The organism is Streptomyces sp. JLBJ103, from assembly GCF_058215575.1.
Map to the genome: position 1 here is coordinate 5,301,740 of NZ_CM177089.1, position 16,506 is coordinate 5,318,245.

Consider the following 16,506-nt stretch of genomic DNA (forward strand, 5'->3'; position numbering starts at 1 on the left):
TTACTCCCCGGCGAGCCCCCCTGTTGTCAATCAGGGTTGACGGCAGAGCGTGCGTCAACCTACATTGACGCCATGACCGAAGCAACGGATCTCGCCGAGCGCGCGGGCGACCGTGACCCCCGGGTCGGACTGCGCGCCGTCGCCGCGCTGCGCCGGCTGCTGGAGCAGCTGGAGGCCGTGCAGGTGCGCAGCGCCCGCGCGAAGGGCTGGTCGTGGCAGGAGATCGCCGCGGAACTGGGCGTCAGCAGGCAGGCGGTCCACAAGAAGCACGGGAGGCGTTGATGTTCGAGAAGTTCACCAGCAGCGCCCGCGAGGTCGTCCACGGCGCCGTACGTCACGCGGCGGAGACCGGCAGCGCCAAGGTCGGCGAGGCTGAGCTGCTGCTCGCGCTCCTGGACCGCACCGGCAGCCCCGCCGCCACCGCGCTGTCCGGCCTCGGTGCGCACGGGCGGCGGGCGTCCATCGAGCGGTCACTGGCCGAGGCGCGCCGCCGCGGCGGTATCTCGGGCGCGGACGCTGAGGCGCTGGCCGGACTCGGGATCGACGTCGAGGAGATCGTCGCCCGGGTGGAGGAGGTCCACGGCGTGGGCGCCCTCGCCGCTTCCCGGGGCCCCGGTGGCCGGACCGGCCCGCGGCGTGGCGGGCGCACGGCACGGCGCCCCTTCGCACCGGAGGCCAAGTCGGTGCTGGAGCGGTCGCTGCGGATCGCCCACGGCCGCGGCGACCGGCACATCGGCGACGAACATCTGCTGCTTGCCCTCCTCGCCCGGCCGGGAGTCGCCGCGAGCGTCCTCGCCGACCACGATGTGACCTACGTCCGGGTCGAACGCGCCCTGGACGCACGGCCGGAGGCGGGCTGAAGCCGGGCTGAAGGCGGGCTCCTGGAGGTGGCGGCGGCCCCGCCCGGTGTGCCGTGTGCGCGCGGCGCCCCGGTGCCCCCGTGCTCGCAGCCGCACAAATCGGTTGCCGGTCCCCGGTTGTGCCGCCCACACTGTGCCGGTGCTGATCCGACGAGAAACCCGCGCAGACATCGCTGCCGTGGCCGACGTCACCGCGGCGGCCTTCGCCAGCAGGGCCGAGACCCCGGTCCCGGTCGAGGTCACCCTCCTCGAGCAACTCCGTACCTGTGACGCCTGGTTGCCCGCACTCTCCGTCGTCGCCATCGGCGACGACGGCGAGGTGATCGGCCATGTGGTGTGCACCCGCGCCCATATCGGCCCCGACCAGGCGCTCGCACTCGGTCTCGGCCCGCTCAGTGTCCTCCCCGGCCATCAGCGCCGCGGTGTGGGCAAGGCGCTCGTCCACGCCGTGCTCGGCGCCGCCGACGCGTTCGGCGAACCGCTGGTCGCCCTGCTCGGCAGCCCCGACTACTACGGCCGTTTCGGCTTCCGCCCCTCCACCGACTTCGGCATCACCGCGCCCGACCCCGCCTGGGGCGAGTACTTCCAGGTCCGCACCCTGACCACGTATCAGCCCACCCTCAAGGGTGCGTTCAGCTACGCCGAGCCGTTCTCCCGCGTCTGAGCTCCGAGGGGACCGCGGCCGTCTGGGGCGATCACGGTCCCAACGGGGCGTGTTTACGCTATAACGGAACGTCACGGGCTTCTCGGGGGGAGAACTGTGGCGGACGGCAAGGGCGCGGAGTTACTGACACGCGGTGCGCTGGCGGCGGCGAGCCTGGTGCCGCCCGCGGTTCTGGGGGCCAGGTTCTGGTCCTCCGTGAGCCGCCATCCGGGCGTCTCACTGCTGCTGTTCCTGGCGTACGCGGCCCTGCTGGCAGGTGTCGCGTTCCTGGTCAAGGTGTACGGGAAGGTGGCCGACCGGTGGGTGGAGCGGGTCGCCGACGCGGTCGACCGGCGGCTCCAGTGGCGCGTCTCCCGCTTCGAACGCGACTACCGCGCCTATGTGCTGAGCCACCATCGCTTCATCGATCTCAAAGGGCTCGCGACGCGCGGGGACTACACCCCGGGGCTCGAGGAGGTCTTCGTCGACGTCAGCCTGATGCCGCGCTCGGCACACCAGGTGTCGCGCGAATCGCTGGCGGGCACCGACGGCGGCGCCGTCCCCGTACGGCAGTCGGTGCGGGACTTCCTCGGCGGACCGGAGGGCGCGGCCCTCGCCGTCATCGGCTTTCCCGGCACCGGCAAGACCACCATGCTCAAACATCTGGCGCTGGGGCTGGCCAAGGAGCACCGCGGGCGCGGTGGGCGCGATCTGCCGGTGCTGCTCTTCCTACGCGACCACGCCGAGGCGATCACCGCGAACCCCGCGATCACGCTCCCCGAGGTCATCGGCGCCTCGCTGGGGCGGCTGCGCGGCGATGAACCGCCCGAGTGGTTCAACGCCCGGCTCCAGCAGGGGCGTTGCACGGTGCTGCTGGACGGTCTCGACGAGGTGGCGCGCGAGGAGCAGCGGCGGAAGGTGTCCCGCTGGGTCGAGCGGCAGATCGAGCAGTACGAGGCAAATGACTTCGTGCTGACCTCCCGGCCGCAGGGCTACCAGGGCGCACCGGTGAACCGCGCCCGGGTGCTCCAGATCCGCCGCTTCACCGGCGAGCAGATCGGGCGCTTCGTCCACGGCTGGTACCGCGCGATCGAGCGGCTGAGCACCGGCGCGGATGACGCGGCGGTCGCCGACCGCGCCCGCGAGGGCGCCGAGGACCTGCTGAACCGGCTGCGCGCCCGGTCCGTCCTGTACGACCTCGCCGCCAACCCGCTGCTGCTGACGATGATCGCCAACGTCCACCGCTACCGGGGCGCCCTGCCGCGCAGCCGCGCCGAGCTCTACCGCGAAATCTGCGAGGTGCTGCTGTGGCGGCGGCAGGAGGCCAAGGGCGGGACGGCGGCGCCATCGGAGGAGCTGAACGGGGCCAAGAAGGAGGTCGTCCTCCGAGAGCTGGCCTTTGTGATGATGAACGACCGGATGCGGGACATCCGGGGCGAGTACGCGTCGGACGTCCTGCGGCCGGTCCTCTTCCGGGTCTCCTCGACCATGTCCTCCCAGGAGTTCCTGGACACCATCGTGGTCAGCGGATTACTGATCGAACGCGAACGGGGGCTGTACGCCTTCGCCCATCTCACCCTCCAGGAACATCTGGCCGCCCTCCATATCCAGCACCGCCGTCTCGTCGACGTCCTGGTCGGCCAGGTGGACGAGGACTGGTGGCGGGAGACCACCCTGCTGTACGCGGCCCTGGAGGACCCGGCCCCGGTGGTCGAGGCATGTCTCGGCTCCGGAACCGTCCGGGCCCTCGCCCTGGCCTTCGACTGCGAGGCGGATGCGACGGAGTTCGCCCCCGAGGTGGCGCGACGGCTGGAGGCCCTGCGCGAGGAGTCGCTCGAGGAGCCGGTCGGCTCTCCCCGGCGCCGTCTGATGACGGCGATCACGGTGATGCGCGCACTGCGCCAGACCGTACGCCTCGGGGAGACCGCCGTGGCCTGTGCGCACCCGGTGACCCAGGGGATCTACCAGCTCTTCACGGAGGAACGCGGCCGGCCGGGTGCGCCCGGTCTCACGGACGGCGCGGCGGACGACATCGCCGTGGGGACGACCCAGACGGAGGCGAAGGAGTTCGTGGAGTGGGTCAACTCCGTTGTGCCGGACGGAGACGCGTATCGCCTGCCGCTGGAGGAGGAGGCGGTGGACGGGGCGTTCGGTCTGGTGACCGGGCTGGACCGGCGCACGGTGTGGTGCGCGAACACCTCGAATGTGCTCCTGTCGCTATGGGTGCCGGAGGGAGTGGAGCATCCCTGGGTGGTTCCGGCGGGAGCGGCGTCCGGGCCGTGGCTCGGCTGGAGCCCCGGCGACGAGGTGATCCTGGGGCTGGGGAATCTCGCGCTGGCCCATACTCTCCATCTGCATGTCGACTTCGGCCGTCGCTCCGGGGACTACGAGGCCCTCATCGATCATGTGCGGGAAGGCACCCGTCGCATGGCACGCGATGTCGGGTACGAGAGGGCTGAGGTCGTGCTCCGGACGGCCGGAGACCTTCGCATCGACCTCAGCAGCCCCGACGTCCGCGCACGCGTTCAAGCTGATGGACTGGCCGAGATCGGCATTCCCGAACCAGCCGGTACGGCTGCCCGCATGGTGGCGCTGCTGCACCTTCTCGTCGAGCCCGAGGGCGGATCCCTCCTCAGCTTGCGGCCCACTTCGTTCGCGGAACGTGTCGCGCCGGTACTGCGGGGCCGTGTCGGCGACCCCACCTTCCCGGTCTACGGGGACGATCTTGCCACTCTGGCCACCACCTGGCTTGGCCATCTGTGCGGCCCCACCTCACCCGGCGTACCGGGGTGGGCCATACCGATCTTGAGCGCTGTTGCGGGGGACCTCGCCGATCGGGCCCGTACGCTGACGGACGCACCACGTGCCATGGACCCCACGGAAGGCCCTTACCTCCGGCTCGCCGCGCTGACCGTGGCGGCCGTCGCGGAGCGACTGATGGGCGACCGCGTGGTGGCCGGTGTCTATCGGCAGGTCGCCGCGCGCATTCTCCTGCTGCAACGCCGTGCCCAAGGCCTCACCACCCCCTCCGAGGCGATCGTGCTGGTCCGCGCCTGATCCCGTCGAAAGCGCCCGGGGCGGTTCGATCAGGTGTCCCGCTGAGGGAGAATGAGCGCCATGAGTCTGTTCCGCGACGACGGCATCGTGCTGCGCACCCAGAAGCTGGGCGAGGCGGACCGGATCATCACCCTGCTCACCCGCCACCACGGCCGGGTGCGCGCCGTGGCGCGCGGGGTGCGGCGGACGAAGTCGAAGTTCGGGGCCCGGCTGGAGCCGTTCTCCCATGTCGATGTGCAGTTCTTCGCACGCGGCGGTGAACTGATCGGCCGCGGACTACCACTGTGCACACAGAGTGAGACCATCGCTCCGTACGGTGGCTCGATCGTCACCGACTACGCCCGCTACACCGCCGGTACCGCGATGCTGGAGACCGCCGAGCGGTTCGCCGATCACGAGGGCGAGCCCGCAGTCCAGCAGTATCTGCTGCTCGTCGGCGCCCTGCGCACCCTCGCCTCCGGCGAGCACGAACCGCATCTTGTCCTCGACGCCTTTCTGCTGCGCTCGCTCGCCGTCAACGGCTACGCGCCCAGTTTCGACAACTGCGCGCAGTGCGGGATGCCCGGCCCCAACCGGTTCTTCTCGGTCGGCGCGGGCGGTGTCATCTGCGGGGAGTGCCGGGTGCCCGGAAGCGTCGTACCCTCGGCGGAGTCGCTGGCGTTGCTGGGCGCGCTGCTGACGGGGGACTGGGAGACGGCGGACGCGTGTGAGCTCCGGCACGCCCGGGAGGGCAGCGGGCTGGTGGCGGCGTATCTGCACTGGCATCTGGAGCGCGGGCTCCGGTCGCTGCGGTACGTGGAGAAGTAGCCGCCGCGGCGGCACGTCGGCGCTCAGCGGAGCCGGACGACAGACAGAAGTACAGGACCTACAGGACCTACAGGAACGACGGACGAGGAGACGTGGCAGGCATGGCACGACGCGGGATTCTGGGCCGACAGCGACGCGAGTACCGGGCCCCGGACCCCCACCCCTCCGGCGCCCGGCCGCCCAAGCTCCCCGGTGAGCTGGTGCCGGGCCATGTGGCCGTGGTCATGGATGGGAACGGCCGCTGGGCCAAGGAGCGCGGCCTGCCCCGCACCGAGGGTCACAAGGTCGGCGAGGCCGTGGTGCTCGACGTGCTCAAGGGCTGCCTGGAGATGGGGGTCAAGAACCTCTCCCTCTACGCCTTCTCCACCGAGAACTGGAAGCGCTCCCCCGACGAGGTCCGCTTCCTGATGAACTTCAACCGCGATGTCATCCGCCGCCGCCGCGACGAGATGGACGAGATGGGCATCCGTATCCGCTGGGCGGGCCGGATGCCGAAGCTGTGGAAGTCCGTTGCCCAGGAGCTCCAGGTCGCCCAGGAGCAGACCAAGGACAACGACGCCATGACGATGTACTTCTGCATGAACTACGGCGGCCGCGCCGAGATCGCGGACGCGGCGAAGGCGCTGGCGGAGGACATCCGGGCGGGCAAGCTGGACCCCTCGAAGGTGAACGAGAAGACCTTCGCCAAGTACCTCTACTACCCGGATATGCCGGACGTGGACCTCTTCCTGCGCCCCTCCGGCGAACAGCGCACTTCCAACTACCTGATCTGGCAGAGCGCCTACGCCGAGATGGTCTACCAGGACGTGCTGTGGCCGGACTTCGACCGCCGCGACCTGTGGCGCGCCTGTGTGGAGTACGCCTCCCGCGACCGCCGCTTCGGCGGCGCCATCCCGAACGAGCAGGAGCCGAAGCAGGAGGGCAACCAGCCCGCCTGAGCACCGGGCGCGCCGCCCGGCGATCAGCTTCCGTTGTAGGAGACAACCGTGCCGTGGAGAGCCTTGGCGACGCGTGAACCGAGGTCGTAGTCGCAGAGGTTGACGGTCCAGTTGCCGGCCGTGACGAGGGTCGCGGGCACACCTTTGTACGCGATGGCCTCGCGCAGTGTCGCGTTCCGGTCGGCGTGGGAGGCGTGCAGGGAGAGGGCGGCGCAGTTGGGCGAGCCGGTGTCCTTCCCCGTGGTGCAGGTCAGCACCTGTGCCGACCGCTCCGCCCGGTCGGCACAGCCGACCGCCGCCGCGAGGTCGTCGGCGAGCTCGCTGACGGTCCGGTAGCGGGGGGTGCCGGGGATGTTGGGGAGCGGGTACTTGGGGATCTTGGCTTTCTCGGGCGGCAGTACGACGTCGGTCAGGGGCAGTGCATCTCTGTGAGAACTGACGTCCTGTCAATTTCCCTATGCAATCAGTCGGCGAAGTCTTTACCCACCATAGAACCGTGATTGAACGGGGCATGGTCAACCCGACGTATCCTGGAGGCTTTGCGCCAAAAAATACACAAGGGGGGCGTCGCGTGAGCGCCGGGCACGCCAAGGGCAAGGTCCTGGACATCAAGGTGGCGGACATCAAGGCGGCCTCACCGACGTTCCACCATCAGGCGATCAAGCTGAGCGAGGCGCTGACCACGCTGATCACCACGCTGGACGGCTACGGGGAGCCGTGGGGGGACGACAAGCCCGGCAAGCAGTTCGGGAACAAGTACAAGCCGCACCAGAAAGACATCGAGAGAGCGGCCGGGATCCTCGTCCTGGGGCTGACCAGCATCCACGAGGCCATGCAGGACATGGCGGACGGTCATGTCGACAACGACGAGCTCATCGAGGGCATGTTCACCAAGATCAAGCGGCACGGCTCCGGCCACGGTGGTGAGCACGGCAAGGGCGGTCACCGGTGAGCGTCGGCAGTGAGATCGAGGAGAAGGCCAAGGCCCTCCTCATGAAGCTCGGCATGTGGTGGCCGGACGCCAACTCCGGCACCCTGCGCAACGCGGCCGATGCCTGGCGGACGTTCGCCGGCAGTGTGGACGATGTGCGGGTCGCGACCAACAAGGCGGCCTCGACGCTCATCCACCACAACGAGGGTGAGGGGATCGATGCCTTCGAGATCTTCTGGGGGCGTTACGCCAAGGGCAAGGACGAGGGTTGGCTGAGCAATCTTGCCAAGTCCGCCCGCAAGATGGCGAAGGCACTGGACAAGTTCGCCGACACCGTCGACGACGCGATCGAGAAGCTGTGGACCCAGATCAGCATCGACGCCATCGCACTCGTCGGCGGCGGGCTGCTGGCCGTCTTCACCGGGGGCGCCTCCGAGGGGGTGGCGGCGGAGATCATCGCCATGGCCGCGAGCCTGGGCATCGCGGTGGAGGAAGCGGTCGCCGTCATCGCCGCGGAGATGCTGGCGGGCGCGGTCTTCACCAGCGTGCTGTCGGTGACCATCGACGCGGCGGTGGCCCAGCCGTTGAAGATCGCCCTGGGACAGCAGAAGGGCTTCAGCCTGGAGGAGGTCAACGAGGCCGCCAAGCAGGGCATGATCGACGGCGGGATCTTCGGTGCCGGGTTCGGTGTGCTCAAGCCCGGTGTGCTCCCGAAGAGCCGGGTGCCGCTCATGCTGCGGCCCCCGAAGGTCCCCTCGATCCGCCCCAATCTGATCGAAGAGGGCGCCGCGTGCCGCGGGTCCAAGGCGTGTCCGCGGGTGGGCGAGCCGATCGACGTCGCGACCGGCGCGATGCTGATGGAGCAGACCGATCTGACGCTTCCCGGTTCGCTGCCGCTGGTCTTCGAGCGCACGCATGTGTCCTCGTACCGGGGTGGTGTGCACTTCGGCCCGACGTGGGTGAGCCTGCTGGACGAGCGGGTGCAACTCGACGCGGAGGGCGTGGTCTTCGCCGCGGCGGACGGAATGCGGCTGGTGTATCCGGTGCCCGAGGCCGGAGCACCGGTGCTGCCGAAGAAGGGCGCCCGCTGGCCGCTGGAGTGGGACGGTGAGCCCGACGGTGTCATGACCGTCACCGACCCGGAATCCGGTGTGGTGCGCACCTTCACCCGGGCTGCCGCCACGGAGGAGCCGGGGGCGGTGTATCTGCCGCTGGAGAGCATCGAGGACCGCAACGGCGCCCGGATCGACATCGAACGCGCCGCGAACGGGGTGCCCTCGGCGGTCCGGCACTCCGGTGGCTACTACGTGGCCGTCGACACCGAGGGCGAGCGGGTCACCGCGCTGCGCCTGCTGGACCACGCGCCCTCGATCTACGAGGCGAGCGGCGGCGCGGCCGAGGCCGGTACGGTCGTCATGCGCTACGGCTACGACGACGCGGGCAACCTCACCGAGGTCATCAACTCCAGCGGTGAGCCCCTGCGTTTCACCTACGACGACGAGGGCCGTGTCACCTCCTGGACCGACCGCAACGGCACCTCGTTCGCTTATGTCTACGACCCGGCCGGGCGCGTGGTGCGCACGGAGGGCAGCGACGGTGTCTTCAACGGCTCGCTCGCGTACGACGACGAGGCGCGGACCACGGTCTACACCGACTCCCTCGGCCACCGCACCACCTTCCGCCACAACACCGACGGTCAGGTGATCGAGGAGACCGACCCCCTGGGCCACACCACCCGGACGGAATGGGACGCCCGGGGCCACCGCAGGCTCTCGGTGACCGATCCGCTGGGCCGGGCCACGCGCTACGCGTATGACGAGATCGGCAACCTCACCACCGTCACCCTTCCTGACGGCGGCGAAGCCCGCGCCACCTACAACGAGCTGTGCCGGCCGGTGGAGGTCACCGAGCCGGGTGGCACCACCTGGCGCCATGCCTACGACCAGGCCGGAAACCTCCTGGCGACCATCGACCCGGCCGGTGCGACCACCCGTTACGCGTACGACGACCACGGCCATCTGACCGAGGTGACCGAAGCTCTCGGCCACACCACCCGCATCACGTGTGACGCGGCCGGACTGCCCATCGCGGTCGTGGACCCGCTGGGCCACGCCACCACCGCCCATCGCGACATCTTCGGCCGCGTGGTGGAGGCGACGGATCCCCTGGGCCACAGCGTCCACATGGGGTGGACCATGGAGGGTAAGCCCGCGTGGCGTGAGGAGGCCGACGGTAGGCGGGAGAGCTGGACCTGGGACGGCGAAGGCAACCTCCGCAGCCACACCGACCCCGCAGGCCACACCACCCACCACACCTTCACCCACTTCGACGTCCCCGCGACCCGTACCGACCCCGACGGAGCGACGTACGCCTTCGCGTACGACACCGAGGTGCGGCTGACCGAGGTCACCAATCCCCAGGGGCTGACCTGGACCTACACCTACGACCCGGCGGGCCGTCTCACAGCCGAGACCGATTTCAACGGCCGCACCCTCACCTACACCCACGACGCGGCCGGAAACCTGCTGACCCGTACCAACGGCGCGGACGAAACCCTTCACTTCACCCGCGACGCGTTGGGCCGCACTGTCGAACAACGCACCGACGCGGGCGAAGTCACGACCTTCGCCTACAATCCCATGGGTCAGCTGACCCGGGCGGCCAACCCGGACGCCGAGCTGAGCATCGAGCGCGATGCGCTGGGCCGAGTGCTGTCAGAAAAGGTAAACGGCCGTACGACGCGGTACGCGTACGACGCGGCAGGTCGCCGAGTCCGGCGCACGACTCCCAGCGGGATCGTGTCCGAGTGGACGTACGACGAGGCAGGCCGCCCCACCGACGTCGACAACGGCGCAGGATCCCTCTCCTTCACCTACGACGCGGCGGGCCGGGAAACGGAACGCCGCCTGGGCGAGGGTGTGACCCTGGCCCAGACCTGGGACAAGGCAGACCGCCTCACCACCCAGACGCTGACTGGCGGTGCCGGCGCCGCCGACCGTCTCCTCCAGCACCGCTCGTACGCCTACCGCGTCGACGGCTACCTGACCGAGATCCGTGAACTCACCTCCGGTACCCGCCGTTTCGACCTCGACCCGGTTGGCCGCGTGACGGCGGTCCATGCCCACGGCTGGACCGAGACCTACGCCTACGACACCCTCGGCAACCTTACCCATGCCACCGCCCCGGCCCACGAGTCGCCCGGCGACCGGGAGTTCGCGGGCACGATCATCCACCGCGCGGGCCGTACGACATACGAACACGACACCCAGGGCCGCCTGACCCGCCGCACCCGAAAACTGCTGAACGGCCAGACGCGGACCTGGACCTTTACCTGGAACGCGGAAGACCGGTTGACCGAGGCGGTCAATCCCGAAGGCGAACACTGGCGCTACACCTACGACCCCCTCGGCCGCCGCATATCCAAACAACGCCTGGCCGAGGACAGCACGGTGGCGGAAACGGTGGCCTTCACGTGGGACGACACCCGGCTGGCCGAGCAGACCACGCATGCCGACCGGGTCACCACCTGGGAGTACGCCCCGGGCACCCACCGCCCCCTGTCCCAGACCGACCGCACGGCCCTGTCCCGCGAACCCGGTGCGTCGCTGGTCGAGAAGTTCACGGGCGTAGACGACGTCGAACTCCATACGCGCTTCCACGCGATCGTCACCGACCTCGTCGGCACCCCAACAGAATTGGTTTCCCCCGACGGCGAACTGGCCTGGCAACACCGCACCTCGCTCTGGGGAATGGACTTCCCCTCATCGATCGGCCCGGACGCCGCCCACTGCCCCCTCCGCTTCCCCGGGCAATACGCCGACCTCGAAACTGGCCTCTACTACAACTACTTCCGCCACTACGACCCCGAAACCGCCCGCTACACCACCCCCGACCCTCTTGGCCTCGCCCCGGCGCCCAACCACCACGCCTACGTCATCGATCCCCGAGTGTGGATGGATGTGCTCGGTCTGGCGGGCTGCAAGGACATTCGGGTTTCCGCAGTCGACTCCGACTGGGCAACGAAGGGGGCACATCTACACCTTGGGAAGGATGAAGTGAGAGTCTTCCCAACGGGCGACGGTAAAATTGGTGCAGAGGGAATTAGGATGAGTACGGGCATGGCCTCTGAGAGGAGCGTAAAGCGGGTACTCGACGCCGTGCACTCAAGCCCTGAACTTAGGGAAGACCTGATCGCCAAGGCGCGGTCCGCTAGGGAGCACATGAATGATCATAACTGGGGAAATGAGCAGAACAAGGCGGCTGAAATGCACTTCCTGATAAAGGCATTGGAGAAAATGTGACAACGGGGAATCAGCTTCTCGCCAACGCGTTGAAGTCTGGGAAGTTTCTGGCGGTCGGCCCAGGGGAGTCGTTGGCCAGGTTTGACGACGCAATCGGTTGGGCGCACACGGACACTTATCACGGGCGAAAAAATGGGAAGCTTCTGCGGCGAGACTATGGTGTCCTTGAGGCTACATTCGGCAATCCGTCGGACTGGGTTTGTAGGTGGGTGAAGATCGAAATACACCGGTTTGCGACTTCTTCAGATTTGATCGAAATGCTCCGTGAGGATCCTGGGGTTGAATTCTCGCCTTATGTGTCTTGGGAAGGTGTAAGGCGGGAGTTGGAGCGCATCTCTCCGGTGACTCGTGTGGATTGCGTTGGAGTGCAGGGGGAGTACGAAGAGTATTACGTGAGCGATTCCAATGTGACTGTTCAAGTGATCGGAGAGGCTGGGCATCAGCGTGGCACGTTCCCGGGCACAGGAGATATCTGGAGTATCGAGCTGTCGAGCTTCCGGCGTCACAGATCCTGATCAAACGTCGGTGCCCGGCGCTGATGTCGATGGGGTAGTTGTGTGATATGTGCGTCGCACCGCCACGGCAGAATCGCCAGAAGTCAGACCACTGCTGGTGTGAAGTCTCCTCTATAGGAGGGGCCGCCTTTGATGAGTATCCGCTCCTGGCGGGATGGTAGATATGGACCTGAATCTCCAAGGTCAATCAGTAATACGTGCCCGTTTCGACCCGGCGTCACCGGCCAGCGTCCTCGACCGCGGTACCGTCACGGCCGCGCTGGAAGCAGCCGTGGAGGGCTCGGTCGAGCCCAGCGAGCTCTCCCACTGGGCGCAGACTGTGCACTTTCGCGAAGACGTGGAGATTGATGAGGGCCACGAGGACCTGCTGACGCAGTTCCTGTTCGAGATCTCAACACCTGAGCTGTTCGAAGCCGTCACACGCGACCTCTACCGAGATCCGTGAACTCACCTCCGGTACCCGTCGCTTCGACCTCGACCCGGTTGGCCGCGTGACGGCGGTCCATGCCCACGGCTGGACCGAGACCTACGCCTACGACACCCTCGGCAACCTTACCCATGCCACCGCCCCGGCCCACGAGTCGCCCGGCGACCGGGAGTTCGCGGGCACGATCATCCACCGCGCGGGCCGTACGACATACGAACACGACACCCAGGGCCGCCTGACCCGCCGCACCCGAAAACTGCTGAACGGCCAGACGCGGACCTGGACCTTTACCTGGAACGCGGAAGACCGGTTGACCGAGGCGGTCAATCCCGAAGGCGAACACTGGCGCTACACCTACGACCCCCTCGGCCGCCGCATATCCAAACAACGCCTGGCCGAGGACAACACGGTGGCGGAAACGGTGGCCTTCACGTGGGACGACACCCGCCTGGCCGAGCAGACCATGTGATGTGCCTTTGCTTGAGCGAGAGCGCGTTGGTCGTGGGGGTTCGGCGATCCGCGTTTGGGTGGCCTACCTTCGGTGCGCGGGCTGGTTCACTGTCCCGGTCGCTTCCCGGTCCTGCTTCCACTCGTTCCTTCGCGCGTGGATGATCTGTTCAAGCTGGATCATGTACAGCTCGACCTGTCCGGGCTTCATGACCAGGCGGGTGGGTTCGGTGTGGCCGTCGCGGTGGTGGACGGTCACGGGCAGGACGGCTTGCTCCGCGTGGTGGTCGTAGCGGGCGTCGTGCCGGGCGATGGTGATGTGTGAGATCACAGGGGTGGTATTCCGTTCGGTCGTTCGTCGTAGCGGGGGTGTTCGGGGGTGGCCCCGGTCGTCTGCCACGGGGGAGCACGGGGACCGGGGCCCAGGGGCCGTCCGCCCCCTCGGGGGCAAAGAGGCTCGGGGCGGATGGCCGTCTCAGGTCCGCCGGTAGCCGCCGGCACTGTTGTGGTCGCGGTGGCGGGGACACTGACACGGCGGCCACGCCTGCCCCAGCCCGTAGGGGACGGTGCTGTCCTTGCCGACGAGGACGGCCACCATCGCGCGACGGGCGGTCACGACCCCATCGCGCGCCACGGTGTAGACGCGCATCGTCATCCTCGGCCGCTCACCCCCGTACGCCTTGTTGTCGGCGTTCACCGGCCCGCCTCCTCGACGGCCGCGAGGAGCTGGAGCACGCTGCGCAGACTCCGTTTCACCCCGCCCAGGTGGTAGGCCAGTTCGACCGGCGAGGCGGCGACCAGGCTCAGCGCCTCGGCGGCGGCAAGACTCTGCCCGGCCACGATCACGACCGCGCTCTCAAGACCTTCGCGGGTGGGCTTGCCCGCCGTGACACACGCGGGGCACAGACCCGAACGCGGCTCGCCGGGGTCGAGAGGCCCGAAATCCCCGGGCGCTGCGCACAGAGCACAGCCACGGGCCGGGACGGGCGTGGTGCGGCTGTTGGCGCTCACCGGAGACCTGCCATGCCGTTCGCGGCACAGGCCAATTCGACGCGGGGGCCGGGGTTCCGCCGCTGTTCCTGCCGCTGCTCGTGGGCAGCGACGTAGGGCCGCACCAGCGCGGGCACCTCACCGTCCAACGGCAGGGGAACCGTGCACAGTTCGAGGGTTGGGGAGTCATTGTACGGGCGCAGGGGGACCGCTCGGGGCCTGGCGGCCGCGGTTCCTAGGGCTGACACCACGGGCCGGTAAGGCGCCGGGTACGGGTTGGGGACGACTGGGACGGCCCGGTGACGGCCGGACGGCCGTAACGCGCAAACCGCCCTCACCCATACGAGTACACGGACGATAGAGTCCAGCATGTCGACGCTCCAATCCAGCGTTGGCCACGCCCCCGGACGTTCGCCCGTCGCGGGGGTCCTTACGTGGCGGGCGGTCTGTGATGCCCCCACCAGTGGACCGCCTCGGTGGCATCCGTGGGAGCTCGGCGACCGGACGTTTGGGCGGACGTTTTCGCCGTCGAGGGACGGTCAAGTGGCTACGGTGAGAAGAGAGTCCGCGTCCGCAAGGGGAAAAGCATGGCGGGTAGAGACGTGAGCAGGCTCGGGCGGCTGCGTAAGGAAGCCGGGTACACGCAAGTGACATTCGTCGCCTCGTTCGGCCGCGAGGCCGCACGCCTGGGCGTCGATGCTTCAGTGAGTGTCCGCCAGCTTCGACGGTGGGAGAGCGAATCGCCTCCACCGCTACCGCACCCAGGACAACAGGCCGTGTTGGAGGCGATTTTCGGTCTTCCGCTTATCGAAATGGGGTTCGATGTCCCCGTACACAGGCGCGAAACCGTTCAGCGGATCGGTGACGATGGAGAGGTGAAACGTCGAGCATTCGTCGCCGGTACGGGCGCGGTCGCGGCAGCGGGTTTCCTCCCTGACCGGCACGGCCCGCATATCGGTTTGAGTGACGTGGCGGCGCTCCGCGCCCGTTTGGCCGACCTGTACGCGGTTGACCATGGCTCCGGTGGGATCCATGCCAAGGCTCGCGCGAGGCAACTCGAACAACACCTCACACGGACACTCAAAGACTCCGTCTATACAGCCAAGATCGGTCGTGACCTTCAGGCGATGCTGTCAGAGCTACATAGCAACCAAGCGTGGTACGGCTACGACAGTGGACCGGTCGATGAGGCACGCGCGGCTTCGATGGAGGCCCTGACGGCTGCCCAGCTCATCGGCGACGAACTGTTGCAGATTTCAGCTCTGGAAACGCTTGTACTGATCGACATCAAGGCAGGCCGGGCGTGGGAAGCTGCGTCGGCAGTCGAGACTGCGTATGGCCTGGCTAGCAGGGCCGGAGCCGGGCCGACCGTTCATCTCGTGATTGCACTTCGTGAAGCCAATGTCACCACGCATGCCGGGGATACGGTCGCTGCCCGTCGCGCACTCAGCCGCGCGCTGTCTTACCAGAGTCGCGACGAAGGAAACGGGGAAGTGCCTCATTGGGCGCGGTTCGCAGGCCCTGTGGAAATCGACTACGCCACGGCGGACATGTACACGAGGGCAGGGAAGCCCCGGCGTGCAGTGTCATTCCTGCGCGCTGCTGTGGATGGGCTCGGAGGCGGCTACGCCCGCAACACCGCATGGTACAGATCCAAGCTGGCCAGCACCCTTCTTGCCGCGGGGGAGCTGGAGGAGGCGTGCGCCGAGATGGCGGGTGTACTCGAATCGTGCGGAGAGATCGCTTCCAATCGCCTCACCGGCCGCATCCGGGACTTTCAGAAGACCATCAGCGCTATCGACGCCACCGCGGCACGCGACGCCTCAGACCGAATCCAAGAGACTATGCGAGGGGGCTGCACGTGACCGTGCCAGAGACGATCATCATCGTTGAGGCCTTGGACGGCCCGGCCGCCGCGCGGTCCGAGCCCGCGTTCAGGCTCGTCTACGCGGAGGTGTTTGCTGAGGAACCGTACGAGGAGACCCCAGAATCGGTAGAGGCGACCTTCCGTCGCTTTCGCTCTCAGGTACGCAAGGCCGCATTTCGTGGTGCCATGGCACGTACCCCCAGCGGCGAACCAGTGGGCATCGCGTACGGCTATCCGCTCAGTTCCACAACTGGTTGGTGGGATCGCCTGATCACCCCTGTCCCGGCCGACGTCAGGCGAGAAGACGGGCAACGTACGTTCGGGCTGATGGAGTTCGCAGTACGGGTGCCCTGGCGCCGACTCGGGGTTGGTCGGCGGCTGCACGAGGCGCTACTTGCACGAGGCAACGAGGATCGCGTGCTGCTTAACGTGCTACCGGATGCGGAGGCAGCTCAAGCCGCTTACCGCTCGTGGGGGTACCGCAAGGTGGGTGAGGCCTATCCCTGGGAGGGCGCGGCTCTGCATGACGTGATGGTGTTCAACCTCGGATGAGCATTCACGCACGACAAGGCATAAGCGGCCCCCTCCAGCGGCGGGCCGTGGCTGTGTCGACGCGTACCTGGCTGCCCGCCCCCGGCAACACTCTGACCTGCACGTATCGCGGATCACCTCGCCGCGGTGCGGGCCTTCCGGGCGGCCGTGCGCTGAGAGGGGCCGGACAGC

Annotated in this window: 15 protein-coding genes and 1 pseudogene; 12 read left to right on the forward strand and 4 right to left on the reverse strand. The window is 68.2% G+C overall.

Annotated features, from left to right (window positions below; all coding sequences use genetic code 11):
- Positions 1-72: 72 nt before the first annotated feature.
- The 6 genes from AC4BEG_RS23350 (at position 73) to AC4BEG_RS23375 (ending at position 6,305) form a co-directional block, all read left to right on the forward strand.
- Complete coding sequence (locus tag AC4BEG_RS23350) at positions 73-282, forward strand: helix-turn-helix domain-containing protein (RefSeq protein ID WP_009718008.1); 210 nt, start codon at positions 73-75, stop codon at positions 280-282.
- On the forward strand, positions 282-860 hold the full coding sequence (locus AC4BEG_RS23355) for a Clp protease N-terminal domain-containing protein (RefSeq protein WP_490701692.1): 579 nt from the start codon (positions 282-284) through the stop codon (positions 858-860). The genes AC4BEG_RS23350 and AC4BEG_RS23355 overlap by 1 nt, the downstream gene beginning before the upstream one ends.
- Before the next feature lie 139 nt (positions 861-999).
- Positions 1,000-1,524 carry a GNAT family N-acetyltransferase gene (locus AC4BEG_RS23360; protein WP_490701693.1) on the forward strand — a complete coding sequence of 175 codons (525 nt, stop codon included), beginning with the start codon at positions 1,000-1,002 and terminating at the stop codon, positions 1,522-1,524.
- A 96-nt stretch (positions 1,525-1,620) separates the two neighbouring features.
- On the forward strand, positions 1,621-4,560 hold the full coding sequence (locus tag AC4BEG_RS23365) for an NACHT domain-containing protein (RefSeq protein WP_490701694.1): 2,940 nt from the start codon (positions 1,621-1,623) through the stop codon (positions 4,558-4,560).
- 60 nt (positions 4,561-4,620) lie between these two features.
- Positions 4,621-5,367, forward strand: a complete 747-nt coding sequence (gene recO, locus AC4BEG_RS23370) for a DNA repair protein RecO (protein WP_490701695.1) — start codon at positions 4,621-4,623, stop codon at positions 5,365-5,367.
- 101 nt (positions 5,368-5,468) lie between these two features.
- Complete coding sequence (locus AC4BEG_RS23375; RefSeq protein ID WP_490701696.1) at positions 5,469-6,305, forward strand: isoprenyl transferase; 837 nt, start codon at positions 5,469-5,471, stop codon at positions 6,303-6,305.
- A gap of 23 nt (positions 6,306-6,328) precedes the next feature.
- Here AC4BEG_RS23375 and AC4BEG_RS23380 read toward each other — a convergent pair whose 3' ends face one another.
- A complete protein-coding gene (locus AC4BEG_RS23380) occupies positions 6,329-6,562 on the reverse strand; it encodes a hypothetical protein (RefSeq protein WP_490701697.1) in 234 nt (77 codons plus the stop codon).
- Positions 6,563-6,876: 314 nt separating this feature from the next.
- Here AC4BEG_RS23380 and AC4BEG_RS23385 point away from each other — a divergent pair, with 314 nt between their 5' ends.
- From AC4BEG_RS23385 to AC4BEG_RS23400, 4 genes and pseudogenes are all read left to right on the forward strand, one after another.
- Positions 6,877-7,257 (forward strand): hypothetical protein, encoded by a 381-nt coding sequence (locus AC4BEG_RS23385; RefSeq protein ID WP_490701698.1) that lies wholly within the window; start codon positions 6,877-6,879, stop codon positions 7,255-7,257.
- Positions 7,254-11,537, forward strand: a complete 4,284-nt coding sequence (locus AC4BEG_RS23390; RefSeq protein WP_490701699.1) for a DUF6531 domain-containing protein — start codon at positions 7,254-7,256, stop codon at positions 11,535-11,537. Before AC4BEG_RS23385 ends, AC4BEG_RS23390 begins: the two co-directional genes overlap by 4 nt.
- A 678-nt stretch (positions 11,538-12,215) precedes the next feature.
- Complete coding sequence (locus AC4BEG_RS23395; protein WP_490701700.1) at positions 12,216-12,497, forward strand: hypothetical protein; 282 nt, start codon at positions 12,216-12,218, stop codon at positions 12,495-12,497.
- Positions 12,481-12,942, forward strand: a pseudogene (locus tag AC4BEG_RS23400) (DUF6531 domain-containing protein); the annotation flags it as partial. The gene AC4BEG_RS23395 and the pseudogene AC4BEG_RS23400, both read left to right, overlap by 17 nt.
- 69 nt (positions 12,943-13,011) lie before the next feature.
- Here AC4BEG_RS23400 and AC4BEG_RS23405 read toward each other — a convergent pair.
- The 3 genes from AC4BEG_RS23405 to AC4BEG_RS23415 all read right to left on the reverse strand — a co-directional run bounded on the left by AC4BEG_RS23405 (position 13,012) and on the right by AC4BEG_RS23415 (position 13,937).
- Complete coding sequence (locus tag AC4BEG_RS23405; RefSeq protein WP_490701701.1) at positions 13,012-13,257, reverse strand: hypothetical protein; 246 nt, start codon at positions 13,255-13,257, stop codon at positions 13,012-13,014.
- 144 nt (positions 13,258-13,401) lie between these two features.
- Positions 13,402-13,623 (reverse strand): hypothetical protein, encoded by a 222-nt coding sequence (locus AC4BEG_RS23410; RefSeq protein WP_490701702.1) that lies wholly within the window; start codon positions 13,621-13,623, stop codon positions 13,402-13,404.
- Positions 13,620-13,937, reverse strand: coding sequence for a hypothetical protein (locus AC4BEG_RS23415; protein WP_490701703.1), 318 nt, complete (start codon positions 13,935-13,937; stop codon positions 13,620-13,622). The genes AC4BEG_RS23410 and AC4BEG_RS23415 overlap by 4 nt, the downstream gene beginning before the upstream one ends.
- Before the next feature lie 566 nt (positions 13,938-14,503).
- Here AC4BEG_RS23415 and AC4BEG_RS23420 point away from each other — a divergent pair.
- Both AC4BEG_RS23420 and AC4BEG_RS23425 read left to right on the forward strand, forming a co-directional pair.
- Complete coding sequence (locus tag AC4BEG_RS23420) at positions 14,504-15,781, forward strand: NsdA family TPR-like regulatory protein (RefSeq protein WP_490701704.1); 1,278 nt, start codon at positions 14,504-14,506, stop codon at positions 15,779-15,781.
- Entirely contained in the window at positions 15,778-16,335 is a 558-nt protein-coding gene (locus AC4BEG_RS23425; RefSeq protein ID WP_490701705.1) for a GNAT family N-acetyltransferase, read from the forward strand. Before AC4BEG_RS23420 ends, AC4BEG_RS23425 begins: the two co-directional genes overlap by 4 nt.
- Positions 16,336-16,506: the final 171 nt, after the last annotated feature.

Excerpts from the sequence above, each read along its gene's own strand:
- AC4BEG_RS23350 (WP_009718008.1), top strand. The coding sequence starts at position 73 with ATGACCGAAGCAACGGATCTCGCCGAGCGCGCGGGCGACCGTGACCCC.
- AC4BEG_RS23395 (WP_490701700.1), top strand. The coding sequence starts at position 12,216 with ATGGACCTGAATCTCCAAGGTCAATCAGTAATACGTGCCCGTTTCGAC.
- AC4BEG_RS23420 (WP_490701704.1), top strand. The coding sequence starts at position 14,504 with ATGGCGGGTAGAGACGTGAGCAGGCTCGGGCGGCTGCGTAAGGAAGCC.
- recO (WP_490701695.1), top strand. The coding sequence starts at position 4,621 with ATGAGTCTGTTCCGCGACGACGGCATCGTGCTGCGCACCCAGAAGCTG.
- AC4BEG_RS23355 (WP_490701692.1), top strand. The coding sequence starts at position 282 with ATGTTCGAGAAGTTCACCAGCAGCGCCCGCGAGGTCGTCCACGGCGCC.
- AC4BEG_RS23375 (WP_490701696.1), top strand. The coding sequence starts at position 5,469 with ATGGCACGACGCGGGATTCTGGGCCGACAGCGACGCGAGTACCGGGCC.